At 68.2% G+C, this 17133-nt stretch carries 12 protein-coding genes; 6 read left to right on the forward strand and 6 right to left on the reverse strand.

The window, feature by feature from the left end; genetic code table 11:
• The first annotated feature begins 36 nt into the window (after positions 1-36).
• Positions 37-2028 carry an IgGFc-binding protein gene (locus IPI67_39800; GenBank protein ID MBK7586319.1) on the forward strand — a complete coding sequence of 664 codons (1992 nt, stop codon included), beginning with the start codon at positions 37-39 and terminating at the stop codon, positions 2026-2028.
• Positions 2029-2059: 31 nt separating this feature from the next.
• Here IPI67_39800 and IPI67_39805 read toward each other — a convergent pair whose 3' ends face one another.
• Positions 2060-2368: a hypothetical protein gene (locus IPI67_39805; GenBank protein ID MBK7586320.1), complete on the reverse strand. Its 309-nt coding sequence runs from the start codon at positions 2366-2368 to the stop codon at positions 2060-2062.
• Between IPI67_39805 and IPI67_39810 the strand changes: the two genes are divergently transcribed.
• Together IPI67_39810 and IPI67_39815 are read left to right on the forward strand one after the other, a co-directional pair.
• Positions 2367-3668, forward strand: coding sequence for a DUF4010 domain-containing protein (locus tag IPI67_39810; GenBank protein MBK7586321.1), 1302 nt, complete (start codon positions 2367-2369; stop codon positions 3666-3668). The genes IPI67_39805 and IPI67_39810 overlap by 2 nt on opposite strands.
• A gap of 241 nt (positions 3669-3909) precedes the next feature.
• Complete coding sequence (locus IPI67_39815) at positions 3910-9249, forward strand: tetratricopeptide repeat protein (protein ID MBK7586322.1); 5340 nt, start codon at positions 3910-3912, stop codon at positions 9247-9249.
• 19 nt (positions 9250-9268) lie between these two features.
• On the opposite strand, the gene IPI67_39820 is transcribed toward IPI67_39815, so the two are convergent.
• The 5 genes from IPI67_39820 to IPI67_39840 form a co-directional block, all read right to left on the reverse strand.
• Entirely contained in the window at positions 9269-10639 is a 1371-nt protein-coding gene (locus IPI67_39820; protein ID MBK7586323.1) for an MFS transporter, read from the reverse strand.
• Positions 10640-10650: 11 nt separating this feature from the next.
• Positions 10651-11343, reverse strand: a complete 693-nt coding sequence (locus tag IPI67_39825) for a crotonase/enoyl-CoA hydratase family protein (protein MBK7586324.1) — start codon at positions 11341-11343, stop codon at positions 10651-10653.
• 36 nt (positions 11344-11379) lie between these two features.
• Positions 11380-12021, reverse strand: coding sequence for a glutathione S-transferase family protein (locus IPI67_39830; protein MBK7586325.1), 642 nt, complete (start codon positions 12019-12021; stop codon positions 11380-11382).
• Between the two features lie 68 nt (positions 12022-12089).
• The gene (locus IPI67_39835) at positions 12090-12497 is read right to left on the reverse strand and encodes a hypothetical protein (protein MBK7586326.1); all 408 of its coding nucleotides are present in this window, start codon (positions 12495-12497) and stop codon (positions 12090-12092) included.
• Between the two features lie 224 nt (positions 12498-12721).
• A complete protein-coding gene (locus IPI67_39840; protein MBK7586327.1) occupies positions 12722-13345 on the reverse strand; it encodes a prepilin-type N-terminal cleavage/methylation domain-containing protein in 624 nt (207 codons plus the stop codon).
• A 135-nt stretch (positions 13346-13480) separates the two neighbouring features.
• Here IPI67_39840 and IPI67_39845 point away from each other — a divergent pair, with 135 nt between their 5' ends.
• From IPI67_39845 to IPI67_39855, 3 genes are all read left to right on the forward strand, one after another.
• A complete protein-coding gene (locus tag IPI67_39845; GenBank protein ID MBK7586328.1) occupies positions 13481-14299 on the forward strand; it encodes a hypothetical protein in 819 nt (272 codons plus the stop codon).
• Between the two features lie 124 nt (positions 14300-14423).
• The gene (locus IPI67_39850) at positions 14424-15974 is read left to right on the forward strand and encodes a response regulator (GenBank protein ID MBK7586329.1); all 1551 of its coding nucleotides are present in this window, start codon (positions 14424-14426) and stop codon (positions 15972-15974) included.
• 346 nt (positions 15975-16320) lie between these two features.
• Positions 16321-16815: a hypothetical protein gene (locus IPI67_39855; GenBank protein MBK7586330.1), complete on the forward strand. Its 495-nt coding sequence runs from the start codon at positions 16321-16323 to the stop codon at positions 16813-16815.
• The last annotated feature ends 318 nt before the right edge of the window (positions 16816-17133 follow it).

Below are 17133 nucleotides of genomic sequence, written 5' to 3' on the forward strand. Positions count from 1 at the left end.
AAGGCGGCCCCGGGAGCGTGTCGACCTAGAGAGACCGTGCTCACCCGCGACGATCTCCGTGCCCGAGAGGCGAGCCTTTGCTTCGGTCCCGAGGCAACGCGGGCGTTTGTCCTCGTGTTGGTGGTGTTGGGGACGGTTGCCTGCGCTGCGCCGGAGGGTGCTGGGGCCGACACGACGAGCGGATCGGGGGGCGGCACCGGCGTCGTTGGGACGAGCGGTTGGGGCAATGCTGGCGCAGGCGCGTCGGGTGCGGCCGGAGCCGGAGGGACCGGAGCCGAGAGCAGCGGCGGTGGAGCCGGAGGCAGTCTCGGTGGTAGCGGCAATGGTGGAGGCGGGGGTGGGCAGCCGCCCGGGCCAGGGGTTGCCTGCTCGAACGATCTGCATCAGGTGCTCGATGCCAGCGGCAAGGTCGTCTCGACTTGCGCGCCGTCCGAAGGTTGCGATGCCGGAGCTTGTGTCGCTGCCTGCAGCGCAGCCGAGGCCCGCACCGGCAACGTGGGGTGCAAGTACTTCGTCCCCAGCTCGCCGTTCATGGGCGCGGGCTGGCCTGGGGCCGAGGGCATCAACCTGCGCGGCCCATGTCACGCGCTCTTCGTCGCGAACGCCTGGAATCAGCCCGCGAAGCTCACGCTCCGGTATGGCGCTCAGACCCTCGATGCCACGAAGTACGCGCGCATCCCCAGCGGCAAGTCGCCTTATCCAAGCTATTCACCGCTGCCGGCCGGAGGGTTGCCGCCGGGTGAAGTTGCGGTTGTGTTCCTGTCGCACGACCCCAAGTCGACCAACGGCGGCCTGCCACTCAGCTGTCCGGTTCCACCCGCGGTGGTCTCGGACACCGCGCTCTCGAGCAGCGGTCGGGGTACCGCGTTCGCACTCGAGAGTGACACGCCCATCACCGCCTACGACATCATTCCGTATGGGGGCGCGCGGACGTTCTCACCCAGCGCCGCGTTGCTCACTCCGGTGTCCGCGTGGGGCAAGAGTCACCTCGGCGTCGCGCCCCACCAAGCGGACAAAGATCCGATCGTGTCTGGCAAGCTCTGGCTCACGCTGGTTGGCAGCGTCGACGGGACCAGCGTGCAGATCACGCCGAAGGCGACGCTTCCGGCGGGCCCGGCGCTGTCCTCGGCAATCAAAGGGCAGAAGAGCAGCTTCACGCTGAACGCTGGAGAAACCGTGCAGTGGCTCGGCGCCGATCCAACGGGCGCGGTGATCACGTCCTCGGCGCCCATCGCTGCGTTCACCGGCAACACCTACCTCTGGGTGACGGCGGGGGAGGCCATCGATGGCGGGCGCGACGCGGCCCACCAGCAATTGCCACCGGTGTCCGCGCTGGGCCACGAGTACGTCGCGGGCGGAACCGTGACCCGGCTCATGAATCTGTCCCAGGAGACCAGCGTGTACCGCCTGGTGGGCGTCGCGGACGGCACCTCCCTCAGCTGGGAGCCGGCGCAGCCAGTGGGTGCGCCGACCAGTCTCTCCGCGGGGCAAGCCGTGGAGATCGCGACCACGCAGAAGTTCGTCGTGCGCTCCCAGGGCGCGACGCACCCGTTCTCGTTCACGCAGTACATGACCGGCAGTGTGTTCGCGGCGGTGATGCGCAAAGACGGGACGACACCAATGCCGTTCGGTGTGCCCCTTCAATGCGGCCTGGGCGACGAGGAGTGGGTCAACGCGCTACCGCCGGAGCAGTTTCTGTCCCACTACGTGTTCTTCACCGATCCGACCTTTGCCACCACCAACCTCGTCGTCACGCGACGACGCGACGCAAGCGGGTTTCACGACGTGACACTCGGTTGCCTCGGCAAGCTCACGGGTTGGCAGCCCGTCGGCAAGGACTTCGAGGTCGCCCACGTCGACCTGATGCGCGCCGGCAAACCCGTGGCCGCCTGCAACACCAGCCGGCACGAGGCGAGCTCCGACGCCCCCTTCGGCATCACGGTGTGGGGCACCGACTGGTGTGCGTCGTACGCTTACCCGGCCGGCGGCAGCTTCGCGAGCATCAACACCGCGACGCTGGCGAACTGAGCGGACGATGGGTCCGAGACTGCCGGCTTTCTCAAAGCGCCGATACGATGTCCATCTCCTTCGGGAAGGTGTTCGCCACGAACCCACCGAGCTGAGTGAAATAGGGCGCGCCGCTCGTGAACTCTCCGATTGCGCCCTCTCCGGTCGAGGCTCGGTAGAACAGCGTTTTTCCGTTGCGGAGGTTCACGAAGTGGGTCCACGCCCCGAACGAGCTGGCCGGCCAGTTCTTGAGCTCGGTCGATGCGCTGAACAGCTTGCGGAACCAGTCGAAGCGCGTTGGGCTGACCGCCCGGAGTGCGTGCCGATGCCGTCCGACGGAGTACCATCCCGGTAGCGCCATGGAGGACTCCGAATCACTCGCCGCGCTGGGGCTGGCGCTCGCGCTGGGGCTCCTGATCGGCTTCGAACGCGAGCAGTCGGCGCCGGACGACCCGGAGGAACGTCGTCGGTCGTTCGTGGGCGGCGCGCGCACGTTTCCCATCGTGGCGCTCCTGGGCGGGCTGTCGATGCTGCTCGGGGTGCACTTCGGTCTCGGGCTCGTGCTCTTGGCGTTTGCCGTCGTCGCCGCGCTGCTCGCGCTCGCTTACTGGTCTCAGATGCGAGAAGGCGGCGACCGCGGGCTCACGACCGAAGTGGCCTTTCTCGCCACGTTTCTCCTGGGTGCGCTGGCCACCTCACGCGGAGTGATCGAGCCGATCTCGCGGCGCGCGCTGACGCTCGCGGCGGTGGCGGTGATCGTGACGGTGATCCTGAGCCTCAAGCCGCGCATTCATGCGCTCGCGGACGCAGCGACGAAGGACGACCTGTTTGCGACGCTCAAGTTTCTGATCGTCGCGGTGGTGATCCTGCCGCTCTTGCCGAACCAGACTTTCGGTCCGCTGCAGGTGCTCAACCCGCGCAAGATCGGGCTCATGGTGGCGCTGATCGCGGGCATCGACTTCGTCGGCTACGTGGCGTTGCGTGTGCTCGGGCCGGGTCGTGGCCTCGGGTTGACGGGCATCGTTGGGGGGCTCGCATCCAGCACCGCGGTCACACTGAGCATGTCACAGCGTGCGAAGAGCACGCCCGCGCTTGCGCCGTCGTGTGCCCTGGCGGTGGTGACCGCGTCGACGATCATGGTCCCGCGCGTGCTGCTCGAAGTTGCGCTGGTCAATCGCGCCTTGCTGCCGGTGCTTGGGCTTCCCCTCGCGGGCATGGCGGTCGGCGGAACCGTCGCGGCAGGCTTCCTCTACTCGCGCTCGCGCCAGACTGGGGCCAAGAGCGAGACACTCTCCATCGACAACCCGTTCGAGCTCTCCGCTGCGCTGAAGTGGGGTCTCGTCTTCACACTCGTTCTGTTCGCGGCACGGCTGGCGTCGTCGTGGCTGGGCGACAGCGGCGCCTACGTGGCGGCGATCGTCGCTGGCCTCTCCGACGTGGATGCCATTACCCTGAGCATGGCGAGCCTGGCCAAGAGCGGCGCCATCGACTCGCGTGTTGCCGTCACCAGCATCATGCTCGGCGCTGCGGCCAACACCCTCGTCAAGGCAGGCATGGCGACGGTGATTGCGGGCTGGGCTTTTGGCAGGACGGTGGTCCTGGCCTTTGCCCTGACGCTGCTCGGGGGCGCGGCGGGGCTCGTTGCGCTCTGGCTGGGCTAGCTCGCGTCTCTGCCTGTCGCGGCGCGCACGGAGTGCGCCCGGTTGCGCGAAGAACTGCGCTTCACCAATCCGAGCACCGCGCGCCGTCGCCGAGGTTGCGCGGTCATTGCGCGGGAGCGCCGCGCGGTCGCCTCGAGTGCGCCATCTTTTCGCGGCGACCACTCGGGTGGGCTGACGCGGTCGTGCTGTGCGCCGCTGTCGGTCGTCAGGCCTCCGTCGGCGTGGTATTCGCTCGACTGTCATGCTGGAGGTGCTGCGAGGGGAGCTCGAGCGAGAGTTCGACGCTGAGGGGATCCGCCGGATCGCCGAGTGCTACCTGGGGCTGCCGCTGCCTGAGTCGGCGGGGACCACTCCGGCGGAGCTGTCGGCGGCGCTGGTCACACACTGCCAACGAGCGGGTGCGATCGACGCGCTGATGGATGTGATGACCGTCGAACGTCCGGTGCTAACACGCCGATTAATACGACTCTCGGAGCGCCGAACGACCGAGCGAGAGCAACTCGCGCATGGGGATCACCTTGGGGCGTACGTGATCGAGTCCTTGCTCGGCGCTGGGAGCTTCTCGTGTGTGTATCGTGCACGCAGCCGAGAGCGCGAGGTGCGTCTGCGGGTGCTCGGCGAGAGCGGTGGCAGCGCGCTCCTGGGCTTGCAACGCTACCTGGCGTGCACGCGGCTCGCCGGGGAGCTCTCGGACCGGTGGCTCCCGCGCGGAGTGCAGGTCGAGAAGGTCGGCGAGCGTTGCCTGATTTCGCACGATTTCTTCCCCGGGGAGCCGCTGGCAATGCGTGAGCCCAGGCAGTACTCGCTGCGCCGGGCCTGGCCGATCCTGCGGCGTGTGTTGCAGGGGCTCTCGGTGCTGCATCGGCGGGGCCTCGCGCACGGGGCGTTGCACGCGAAGAACCTCCTGGTCAGCGACGACGAGGAGTCTCCCAGCGTGCTCCTGCTCGACGCGGGCGCGCACTTCCTCCGGGCGGGCGCCCTGGAGCTCGCGCATTCACGCTCGGCGTCCAGCGCTCACCTCGTGGCGTGGGCGGCACCGGAACAACTGCTCGGCGACACCGCGACGCCCGCGAGCGACGTGTACGCGTTCGGGCAGCTCTGTCACTACCTGCTCATGGGGCGACTCCCGGTGAGCCCTGACGACCCGGATTTCGTGCGGCGTCGGCTGACAGCGGAGCCCGACCCGCTTGGGTTCTACCTGCCACACGCGCGGCTGCCGGCAGAGCTGGAAGAGATCGTGATGCGCCTGGTCGATGGGCGCCCCGAGCGCCGGCCCCACGACGCGATGGAGACGCTCGAGCTGATGACGGCGGTCGTGGACGCGCTGCCGCTCACGCCGAGCAGCGTGCCGGACATCGACATCGATGCCGAGCTCGAGAACCTGTTGCGGGAGCCCGACAACGAGGCGGTGGCCGCCATTCTCGAAGGCTCCATCGAACGCGGGGCCAGCCCTCACCGAATCGCGGATGCGTTCGTGCTGGCCGCGGAGCAGACAGCGGCGACCGACGCCGGCCAGAAGGCCAAGAGACGCCTGCAGATCCGCGCCGGCGCCATCTACGAGAACCTGGCAGCGGATCCGCGGGCGGCGGAGCGCGCGTATCGCAGCGTGCTCGCGGACGACAAGGGCGCCGTGGGGGCGTGGACGGCGCTCGAACGAGTCTTGCGTCGCCTGGGGGAACACGAGAGGTTGGTCGAAGCGCTGGTCGAGCGGCGCGAGTCACTCAGCGACCGTGTAGAACGAGCTGCGCTCTTGGTCCGCCTGGGGAAGGTGCTGTCCGTCGACCTGCTGGACGAAGAGCAGGCGCTGATCGCCTGGTCCGAGGCCATCGCAGAGGATCCAGCGAACGACGAGGCCGCGGCGGGGCTCGAACAGCTCTGTGCAGGTGAGCGCAGCCGTTGGGGCGGCGTGCTTAAACAGCTGAGCGAACGAGCGAACGAAGAGCCGGAGCCAGCCCGTCGTATCGCGCTCTCATTTCGGTTGGGTGGCTGGTACGAGTCCGGCTTCGGACGCGCGGATCTCGCGCTCCAGTGTTACCGGGCCGTGGTCACGCTCGAGCCGACCCACGAGCGCGCGCTGGAGCGGATGACCGACATCTACCGGCGCGCGCAGCTCTGGCCGGAGCTGTCGCAGGCGCTGCTCGTGCGGGCGCGCGCGACGCTGGTGCCGGCAGAATCGCGCGATCTCTCGACCGAGGCAGCAAGAGTGCTGCTCGAGCACGGAGGAGGGGAGGCCGCCCCGCGAGAGATCCTGGAGCAGGTCCTCTCGGACGATCCCAGCCATGCGGGTGCTCAGGGTCTGCTCGGGCGGATCCACCTGAAGGCGGGGCGAATCCAGGATTGGGCGCGCCTGATGGAGCTTCGGGCCGAAGCCGCGACCGGGGACGAACGCCGCGCAATCCTGCTGGAGGTTGCGCGTGTGCTGGTGGATCAGGGCGGCGACGACGGCGCCGCAATCCAGGCCTGGCAGGCGGTGCTCGAAGAGAGCACCCACGACCTCGAGGCGCTCCAGTCGCTGACCGCGCTCTATCGGAAGACGGGCAAACATCGCAAGGCCGCCGAGACTCTGGAGCTGGAGCTGCAAGTTGCGTTGACGGGCCGTCAACGCGTCGCGCTGCTCGCTGAGCTCGCCAGGCTGCAGGAGACGGAGCTGTTCGACGAGCGTCACGCGGCCGAGGCCTGGGAACGCGTGCTCGACGTGGACTCCGACGACAGCGCGGCGCTGGCGGCGCTCTGCCGGCTGTATCGCAGCTTGCGGAGCTGGAGCGAGCTCGCCTTCACGCTGGAACGCCAGGCGGAGCGCACGGACGACCTGGACCTGCGCCGGGACACGCTGCTCGAGCTGGGGCGAGTCGCCCAGACCGAGCTCGGCGATTTGGGCCGCGCACTCGGGGCGTACGAGGAGGCGCTGGCACTCGACCCCACCAACCACGAGGCGCTCGATGCTCGCGCGAAGCTGAGTGCCGCCCGCGGTGACGCGGAGGGTGCGGCGTTGACCTTGGACGCCCTGGCAGAGGCGGAAGAGGCGCCAATTCGGCGCGCGGAGCGCTGGCTCGAGGCAGCCGCGCTGTGGTTCGCGCAGGGTGACACGACCGCTGCCGCGGAGCGTTGCCGCCGAGCGCTGAGTGAGCAACCTGGATATCCAGTAGCTGCGCTCTACCTGGCTGACCTGCTGGTCGGTGAGGATGAGGTCAACGCTGCGGTGGCTGGGCTCGAGCACGCGCTTGGACGCGCCGAGGCCGGGCACGACAAGGCCGTGCTTGGCGCGAGCCTGGCCCGCGTGGTGCTGGATTCGCAGAATGACTCGGGGCGGGCCCGAGCCGCAGTCACGCTGGCGCTCAGCAACGATCCTCAAAACGCTCTGGCCCACCTGATCGCAGCGGAGCTTGATCGTGCGCACGCACGTCCGGAGCTGGCCGACGAGCACTACACCAACGCCGCGCGACACATCGAACAGCTGAGCGCGGCGCTCCAGGTTCGACTGTTTGGTGCTCACGCCACGGTGCTCGCCGGGCTCGGTCAGGTGGAAGCCGCCCGAGCCTTGCGCGCACGCCTGTCGGAGAGTTTTGCGGACGACCGGGTTGCCCTCGAGACCGCGGCACGGGTTGCATCCCTGGTCGACCCGCCGGAGCTCGCGATCACGGTCATCGATCGCCTGCTCGCTCTGCACGAGGCCCATCTGTCTCGGCCGGCGCTGGCGTCCGCCTTGACGAACAAGGGTGAGCTCTGCCGCCGACTCGGCCAGTGGCCGGCAGCCGTGGCCGCGCTCGAGCGCGCGGCGAGCTTGGACCCCGAAGCCGTGGCGCCGCTCTCTGCCTTGGCGGAAGTTCAGCGCGAGGCGGGCCTGGTCGATGCACTGCCGACCACCCTCGAGCGATTGTGCGCCTGCGCGATCGTGGCTCGTGACGCCGAGGCCTGTGTGCTCGCAGGTGACATTGCCGACACTGTCCTCGACCGCAAGGACACGGCGGCGCAGGCCTACATGTCCGGCCTGGAGCTCTCGCCCGATGAACGCAAGATCCTGCTCCGGTTGCTTCGCCTCTACAGCGACGGGCACGACTGGCGGCCGTTGATCGACGTCTTGATGCGGCTTGCCGGGCTCACCAGCGATCGCGCCGAGCGTGCGCGCTACGTCCAGACTGCCGCGCGGCTCACCGAAACGGAGCTGGGTGACAAAGCCGAGGCGGCAGCCCTGTACGAGGTCGCCGCGAAGCTCGATCCGAATGGCGAGGCCATCACCTCACGCCTGCTCGCCCTGTACGGGGAGCTCGGCGACACGGAGTCGCTACGTCGGATCTTGGAGCGGCAAATCGCGCGGGCGTCGGCCAGCCAGGATCGTGAGCGTGCCTATCGACTCGCGACTGCGTTGGCGGATCTCGATCTGGAGAGTCTGCAGGTCGACGACGCGATCGCGGTGAACGAGGCGGCCCTCCGCCTGGTGGCGGGCGATCCCGCGCGGGAGGCGGTGCTCGCGGACTTGTACCTGACGGACGCAAAACGTTACTTCCACAGCGCGGCCGCCCTTCAGCGCAGCGTCATCGCCCGGGATCCCGAGCAACCGGAGGCGTACCGCCGGCTTCACCAGCTGGGCATTGCGGCTGAGCGTCTGGACACCGCGTGGTGCGCGGCGCAGGCGCTCACGTTGACCGGCGGCGCAAACCAGGACGAAGAGGAGTTCTACCGATCGAAGCGTGACAAATCGATGATCGGGGCCGAGGTTCGCATCAGCGATCGAGACTGGGCCGACCACCTCGTGCACCCCGATGCCAACCCCACCCTGACCGGGTTGTTGCTGCAGATCCAGCCCGTGGTCGCGAAGACCTCGCTGGGAGTCTCGCTCCGCGATCTGGGGCTGGACGAATCCGCCGCCATCGACTCGACTCGGGCCGGCGGTACGCTCGTGCGCGCCTTCGAGTCCGCGGCCGACGTGCTGCGTGCTCCGGTTCCGCTGCTGTTCGAGCGAGAGTCCGCCCGGCTCGCGGTCACGCTCGGTCGTGGTGCGCGGGCCCACGTCATTCTTTCGTCTTCGGCGGCTCGGGGTTCGATGCCCGAACGCAAGGCGGCGTTCCTGGCGGCGTCGAGCGTGGTGTTGCTCCGCCCAGGCTACCTCTTGCGGGTGTTGCTCAGCCCTTCCGAGCTCAAGGCCTGGGTGCTCGGTGGCCTGTCTCTGGCCGCGCCGAAGCTTCCCATCCCGGACGAGCTCGAAAAACCCGTGCACGCGACCCGCGAGCACCTGCGGCGGAACCTGCCGGATGAGCTGCGGCGGCGCATCTCCGGGATCCTGGAGCAGCTGCTGCAGGCCGGAGGGCATGCAGATCTGGGCAGCTGGACTCGGGGCGTCGACCTGACCGCTGACCGCGCCGGCCTGCTGTTCTCCGGCGATCTGGAGACGGCGCTCACCACCATCCGTGCTTCCGGTGACTCGGCACTGAGCGTGTCTGCGTCGGAGCGTGCTCGAGCACTGCTCACTTACGCCGTGAGTGGGCAATACCTGAGCTTGCGCAACCGCCTGCACCTCAGCATCGATCGAGTGGATCTCGAGGAGCTCGGCGAAGACGATCTCGTCCCAGCAAGCCGCGCTTGAGTCGCAGCCTCTCGCCGGTTCAGCTGGCGCGGATGGGTTCTTTCGAAAGCAACCAGCGACGGCCGAGCACCAGGCCGAGCGGCGACAAGAGCCCGACGGCCCCGTGGATCATCCAGAGGGTGCCCGGCGCCTGAGCGCCATGCTCGGGAATGAAGCGGTCGACGAGAGAGCCGGCGTAAAACCCGGTCACGGTCTTGGCGACGAACCAGGGCAGCCCGGCGATGCCCATGTAGATCCCGATGCGATTCACTGGCGCCAGATCCGCGACGTACTCGAGGAAGCGGGAGGACCAGACGGCCTCACCCAGCGAGAACAACACCACGTAGCCGAGCAGCGACGAGAGACTGGGCTGTCCCATCAGGAGCACGGTTGCCGCTGCCGAGACCAGCGTGCCGACGATCATCATGTCGATCACGCGTCGGGCTCGAGTGAGGGTGGCAAACAGCGGCACGGCCACCACGATGATCAGCGGGTTCAGTCCGTTCACCCACTCCCAGCGTGCACCGACCTCGGCGGGGAAACAGCGGGTGACGTAGTGCGGCATGGTGAGCCACTGATGGGCGAACAGCGTGCGCACCGGCAGCAAGACGAAGATGAAGAATACGAAGCGGAGATCGGTGATGGGCAGGGTCTTGGCCTTCGCCCACAGGCCCTTCGGGGCCTCGACTTCGGGTGTCTCGGGTGTCTCGGCGGTGCTCACCCGATCGCGCTGCTCGACCTTCTTGGTGAAGAAGATCAGGTTCACCAGCAGCACGAGGGCGGTGACGCCGATGAAGAACCAAAACGCACCGGTGATGCCGGCGGTCGGTTGTTTGGCCACGTCGGCCCCCTCGATGCGTCTCGCCCAGGTCTCCCGCACCAGGGGCGATACCGCCTCGCCGGCGACGATGCCGAGGTTCATGATCGAATACAGGAACGCGTAGCCCAAGGTCGCCGTGCGAGCGTCCGTGTACTCCTTCACGCCCGCGTACATGGCCGGCTGAATGACGCCCTCACCGAAACCCATCACCGCGATGGCGGCCCAGGCCAGCGCGGCGACCGCGGTCTGGGCACCGGCGTTCGGCGACAGCACGAGCAGCACTCGCCCGAGGAGCACGATGGCCATGGCCACGCTGAGCGCGCGGCGGGAGCCCAGCCGATCGCTGAGGGCGCCAGCGCCCAGCACCATGAAGAGCGTGACCAGGCCGGTGAAGACGCTGACGGCAACGGTGGAGGAGTTGGCCGAGAAACCGGCGCGCGACTCCAAGAACAGGGTCATCAGCGCGAGCAGGCCGAAGTAGGCGATGCCGTCGCCGAAGTTCACCCAGTTGACGAGCCAGAAGCCGCGCGAGGCCTTGAGCAGCACACGCAGCGTCTCGCCCAGGCTCGGGGGCGCTTTTGGGTCGGCCATGGAGGGGCTCCTCAGCCCACGCCGAACTCGCGCAGGTTGTCGGCGAGCGTGTCGCGGATGTGTTGGATGGTCGCGCGCCGGAGCGCACGCTTGCTGGCGGAGAACGGCGTGCTGCCGAGGGCGCTCAGGCGTCGCGCCTCGGCCATGGCCCGGGGCATGAGGGCTTCCGCCTCCACGGCTTCGTCCAGGTAACCGATCTCCACTGCCTCCGTCGGAGGGTACAGAGTCGCGAGCAACGTCGCCGCCGTGAGCTTGCGTGGATCGAGGCGGTCTCTCGCCATCTCGATGGCGAGGATCGGCAACGGCATGCCGATCGAGACCTCGTTCAGGCCGAGCTTGAAATCGCCCAGCGTTCCCAGGCGCACGTCGCCGGTCAGGACGAGCAGCGCGCCGCCGGCCATGGCGTGTCCGGTGCACGCAACGACCAGCGGCTGCGGGTGCGCATAGGCGCCGAGCAACACGTCTGCTCCCTGTGTGACGAGCGCCCTCGCGCTCTCGGGGCCAGCCATCATGTGTTTGAGGTCGAAGCCGGCACAGAAGCGGCCCGGGCGGCCCGTGAGCACGACGGCCTTGGCCTCGCGCTCGGCGCGAGCGAGGGCGTCGGCGAGCCCGCTCAAGAGCTCGGGGCTGAGAGCGTTGGCCTTGCCGTCATCCATGCGGATGACCGCGATCTCGTCGGAGAGCTCGAAGTCGACGGGGGACATGACGTTCTGGTCTGCCTGTCTTGGGGAGGGTTGGGGTCAGACGGAGCTGTTGGTCGCGCGGGCGGCGGCCTGTCGCTTGCGGAAGTCCGCAATCGCGGGCAGCGCGTCGAAGCGCTTCTGGAACTCGACGAGTGCCGGCTTCGTCTCGAGGTGAGCTGCTGATGCTGGGTTGCGACGCACACACCACGCCACGGCCTCGGTCGCGATGGCGTCGGCGAAGGTCGGTGTGTCGCCGGCGGCGAACTTGCGGCCGGCGTAGATCTCGTCGAGCCCGGCGAAGTACTGGGGCATGCGTCGCTCCTCGAATTTCTTTTTTGCCGCGGCATCGTCCGCAGAAAATCCCCCGAAGGCTTGGTACAGGTCGTAAGCCCCGAGGGCGACGGAGAGCGCGCGGGTGAGGGCGGCCGGTTCCGCCGGCCAAGCGCTGGTACCGTGCGCAGCGTGGTGCATGATCGCGAGCGTCTGGTAGATGAGCTCGCCGCTCGGAGTCTCGACGAAGGGGAACTGCTTGAACGGGTTCTTGCCCTCCACGGCTGTGCCGAAGTCGGCGATGGCGGTGAACACGTCGACGAAGGGGGCGTTCGCCAGGACGTAGACCAATCGCACCATCTCGGCGCGTCCGCCGTGGCCGTCGGGGATGTGGAGGTAGTGGAGTTTGTCGGGGGTCCGGTCGGTCATGGCGGGAGGGTAGCCCGGATTTCCGCGAGTCGAGCCAGGATCAGTTCGCGGTGTTTCTTGGCACCGCTTCAGGGGGCCAGGAATTTGGTCGGCCGCAGCGGATCTTCGTCGATCAAGCTGACCGTCGGCGCACCGCCGCCCGTTGCCACGTGATACAGGCTGCCGCCGGCGCGACAGCGCACCGTGATCGAGCCGGCCCCGGGCAAGTCGACGCTCACGTCCTGAGCCGCGCCCGCCGCGGCGAACGCCACCACCAGCCACTCGCTCTGGGTGGCGTGTTTTCGAGCCAGCACCCGGAGCTTGCGATCGCAGAGCTTGGTGGTCTTGTCGCAGTTGAGCTCGTAGGCCGGCACCTGCTCGGCAGCCGGACTCTTGGTCGTGAACCGGTGCACGCCCGGGCCTGCGACGAGCGAGCCATTTCGCAGGAAGTCCTCGAAGTGGGAAAAGAGCGCGTGGACCTCGCCGAGCGCCACCATCTGGGCGACGCCGTCCGGAACCGCGTTCGGAGCCGCCAGCGCAACGTTGGGATTGCAGCTCCAACCGCTTGTCGCTTGCCACAGCCCCGGCGACCACCAGCTACACGGCCGAGAGCACCATGAACGCGAGGCCCGCCAGGACGCCGCCCGAGGTTCGACGCATCGCCCGAACTTAGCTCATACGGGACGGCGGCGTCAGGGGGCGTCGGGCAACCGCTTGGTTGTCACTCGAGGGCGTTGATCTCGGCGATGTTCGGCGCGATCAACGCCTCGATCGACCCGCTCGGGGCCTTCACCAGCTTGCCGCTCAGCCTGAAATCACTGAGCACGCCGTCGCCGTTGAGATCTCCTCGGGCAATGGCGTCGAAGGTCGTGCCGTCCGCGCCGGCTTGGGCCCAGTCGTCCGTCGACGACTTGTAATCGTACTGGAAGAACTGCGGATCGGTCATCGTGAAGCGCAGGCATGCGAAGCCCTTGCCCTGGGTCGCCGTGTCCAGGTTCCAGTCCGACGGAGACGATTGATACTTGCCGCCTTTGATGGCGCCGGCACTGGCAGGCACCGGCTGGGAGGCGCTGACACAGAGCCGGTTGAGCACCGCCGCCGTGCCGCCCGTGGGGAGCTGCGCGCCGGACATGATCTCGCGCGAGTACGCGCCCACGGCGTCCTTGCCCATGCGTCCGATGGCCGCCCGCGCTTCCGCGGTGCGCGCGTTGAACAGGTAGCGGCGTACGCCGTAGATGGCCAAGCCTGCCAGCACTCCGACGATGACGACGGTGACCATCAGTTCGACGAGGGAGAACGCCCGCGTCCCTAGCGGTGTTTGGGGGCGCGCGTCGGGCTTGGTCATCGAACCAGGAGATCACGCATCGAGGCGTTCTGCCAAACACCGTGCAGGAGCCGGTGCCCAGGCTGGGAGCCGCCATCCGCCCACCCTCGCGCAATTTCGAGGGAAGTTCGCACTGGGGTCTGCGATGCTCGAAGCGTGAGAGGGCTTGCCTCGGACTGGCGCCGGACCTTCGGGGTCGTGGTCGCGGCCGCTTTGTCGAGCGCGGGCTGCGGAGGTGACGAAGCAGCTCCGCCAGCGACGCCGAAGTGCCGCGCTCTGCACTGGCTGGGCTCGACTCCGTTCGAGATCGGCGTCGACTCGCTGGTCATGCTCGACGTCGCCGGAGAGCTCAGCGGAGACCCGCTGAACCAGGCGGTGATCAGCAAGCGCACGCCGGACGTCTCGCCGACGGAGCTGGCAACTTACGGTGGCCTGCTCGAGCTCGACAAGCCGCCCTTCGAGGCCCTGTCGCTCGAGGGCGCTCAGCCGAATCCGGGCACGCCGGATCCCAAGCAGACGGCGCCGCTCACCGCCACCGGGGAGAGCTTGATCGAGGTCTGTCTGAGCACGAGCGTTCAGTGCCAGGCGCCCCCCGAGTGTGAGGCCTACGTGAACGCGACCGACGCCTGGGGTTTCGTGCTCACGCATCAGGCGGTGTGGCTGGCGTTCGAACGCTGGCTTGGCTGCACGACGCCCGTCGATGTCGACGCTCGGCGCCGCGGGATCGCCGCGAGCCTGCTGAAGGAGGCGACGTTCGACGCGACTCCAGGCGATCTCACCACCGAGCGGCTGGTGATGATCGGACTGCTTGGGGCCCAAGCCGGCGTAGACTCAGCGTGGGTCACGTCGCTACGTGAAGCAGCGCAAGCCCCGGGCTGTTTTCGCGCCGGCTCGGCCGGGGACTGCAGCACTCACACGACGGCGCTCGCGGTGCTCGCGCTGACGCTGGCTGGCTCGACGGAGAAGTGTGAGTGAGGGCACGCGCGAGCCCGCGCCGGTGGAATTCGCTTTCGCCAGAGCAAGTTCGGTCGGGCCGGCGGCCGCTTGTTTTTGATACCGGGCTGCGCGAGCCTGGGCTGGACGAAGTGGCAAGACGACCGTGACGCCCCCCCCCACTGACCCGTATCGCGAGCTCTTCGAGCGGTCGGCAGACGCCATCCTCATCATCGAGGGGGAGCACTTCGTGGACTGCAATCAGGCGACGGTTGCCATGCTGCGGTACCAGGACAAGGCGGAGCTGCTCCGCACCCACCCGTCGGAGCTGTCGCCGCCCACCCAGCCGGACGGACGGAGCTCGTTCGAGAAGGCCAACGAGATGATGGCCATCGCCCGCGAGCGAGGCAGTCACCGCTTCGAGTGGGACCACCGGCGCGTCGACGGGGAGGTGTTTCCCGTCGAGGTGCTGCTCACGGCGGTCGAGCGCGATGGAAAAGAGATTCTACATGTGGTGTGGCGCGACATCACCGATCGCAGGCGGCTCGAGGGTCAGCTGAGGCACTCGCAGAAGATGGAGATCATCGGCCAGCTCGCCGGCGGGATCGCCCACGACTTCAACAACCTGTTGGTCGCCATCATGGGCAATGGTGAGCTGTTGCAGCGGAAGCTCCAGGACCGGTCCGACCTGGTCGGGTACGTCGACGAAATGGTGAAGGCTGGCCAGCGTGGGGCCACGCTGGTGCGACAGCTGTTGCTCTTCAGCCGGCACCAAGACATGCCGACGGCGCTCATCGATCTGGTGCCGATCTTGGGCGATGTCCAGCTCATGCTCGAGCGCCTGATCGGCGAGAACGTGAGGCTCGCCGTGGAGTCTGGCGCGGCGTCCTTGCCCATCCGGGGCACTCGCAGTCAGGTCGAGCAGGTCATCGTCAACCTGGTGACCAACGCCCGCGATGCCATGCCAGACGGCGGTGTGGTGAGTGTGGTGCTCGAGGCGGTGGAGCTCGCCGAGGACAGCATCGGCGCCGTCGAACGGCTGGCGCCTGGGTCTTACGCGCGGCTCTCGGTCTCTGACTCGGGGCAGGGCATGGGCGAAGAGGTGCTCGCCCACGCCATCGATCCGTTCTTCACGACCAAAGCTGTCGGGCGCGGCACGGGACTCGGGCTTTCGACGGTCTACGGAATCGCAAAACAGAGCGGCGGCGGTCTCCGCATCGATTCCACGGTTGGTCGCGGCACGAGTGTGAGGGTCTACCTTCCGCTGCTGTCCGGCGTGCCGGCGATCGAGCACACGAGCTCGTCGCCACCGCGCCCCGCTGTGGGGGGTAGCGAGCGACTCGTCGTGGCCGAGGACGATGAGACTGTCGCGCGCGTCATCGTGCGCGTGCTCGAGGCCAACGGCTACCACGTACAGCGAGCCACCGACGGAATGACCGCCGCCGAGCTGATCTTGCAGCAAAGCGAGGAGAGCCACCTGCTCCTGACCGACGTCGTGATGCCGCGGATGAGCGGTCCGGACCTCGTCAAGACCTTGCGCGCTCGGAACGTCGACATCCCGGTCTTGTTCATGTCGGGCTACAGCCGGGACGCCCTCAGCGCGATGCACGACCAGGGCGCCGGCCTCGATGTCCTCAAGAAACCCTTCACGGCGACCGAGCTCGTTGGCCGCGTGCGTGAAGCGCTCGACCGCCACGCTCGGTTGCGCAAGCAGTGAGCCTCGCGCTCGCGGTGCCGGAGACGCCGCTGGCCAACCGCAGTCCCGGCTACTCTTTCTGTGTGAAGGCGCCAGCGAGCACGTAGGAATCGAAGCCTGGCGGCGCGACGCCCTCGGCCGCCCAGTGGTAGAGCGCGGTGTTGAACACCGTATTGGCCACGTTGAACACGGTCGCGACTCCGAGCGCGCCGACGCGGCGATTTCGTGGGCTGGGTTTTCGAACACTACGGCCTGGCGGCCTGTTCGATGGCGGCGGGCGATCGTCGGAGGCTCTTGCGCATCCTCGGGAAATCGAGTCTTCTCTGCCATTCTGCGGCGCTATAGCCGCAAGCAGAAGGTGACGACGATGAATCGATCCTGGATTGCACTCACTGTGGCAGCGCTCACCGCGTTCACCGCAGTCGCATGCGGTGGCGACGACGACAGCGGCGGCAAAGGCGGGGCTGGGGGCTCGAGTTCGGGCGGAACCGGAGGGAGCTCGGGCAGCGGTGGCGCGAGCACCGGTGGCGCCGCGGGAGCGGGCGGCGCGGGCGGAGCGGCAGGCGGCGCTGGCACGGGCGGCGCGGCGGGCAGCGGCGGCTCGAGCGGGTCGGGTGGCGCCGCAGGCGCCGACAGCGGCCCGGGCGGCGCAGCCGGCGCAGGCGGCTCGGGCGCTGGAGACGCGGGGGCCGACGCTTCCAGTGATGCGGGTGGCGGCAATTGCGCGAAGCTCGTGGCGTGTTGCCCGACGCTGAAGGCACCCTACAAGAACCAGTGCGAAGCGACCGCGACCTCGACGACGAACGAGGCAACGTGTGGGGCGACCCTCACGTTCTTGCAGCAGAACGGCTTCTGCAAATAGCGAGCTCGGACCCGCGCGTCTGACCTGTGGCCGGTCGGGCCGAAATGCGCCGCCGGAAGCCGGCGAACGAGATACTTGCGTCGACGAGGTTGACGATCGGACGCCGGCCGGCCGGGCTGCGCGGCTTGACAGAGTGGGGACCGTGGCGAATGGTTTGGGTAGCGGGCTTTCCGAGTCCGACTCCTCACACTGCCGCCGGCACGGTCTCGCGTGAGGAGTGAAGAGGGCTCAGCCCTTCGGTGTTGCGCCTGACCGCTCGTCATCCAGTTCGTTCCGTCGGTGCCGGCCGACACAAGGATCGAGCTCAGAGATCGTCTG

It is taken from the genome of Myxococcales bacterium, from assembly GCA_016706225.1.
Classification (GTDB): Bacteria; Myxococcota_A; Polyangia; order Polyangiales; family Polyangiaceae; genus JADJKB01.